Here is a 250-nt window from a genome sequence, read left to right on the forward strand (position 1 = left end):
CCGCGGGTACGTCGGCCTCCTCGCCGTCGCCACCGCGATCGTCGCCGCGCTCCTCTACACGGACGCCGGCCTCGCGGGGATCGCGGGCGCGATCGAGCCGTCGCTCCGCCACGCCGTCTTCCAGGTCGCGTCGTTCGTCACGACCACGGGCTACGCGAGCATGGACTTCAACGCGTGGGGGACGCCCGCGAAGTACATCCTCCTCGCCCTGCTGTTCGTCGGCGGTTCCGCGGGCAGCACCGGCGGTGGT

Annotated in this window: 1 protein-coding gene; it reads left to right on the forward strand. The window is 72.8% G+C overall.

Going from position 1 to position 250, the window contains the following annotated elements; genetic code table 11:
- A partial coding sequence (locus HKX41_12545; GenBank protein ID NNC24964.1) for a TrkH family potassium uptake protein occupies positions 1–250 on the forward strand: 250 nt, incomplete at both ends.

Source organism: Salifodinibacter halophilus, from assembly GCA_012999515.1.
In the GTDB taxonomy this organism is placed as follows: Bacteria; Pseudomonadota; Gammaproteobacteria; order Nevskiales; family Salinisphaeraceae; genus Salifodinibacter; species Salifodinibacter halophilus.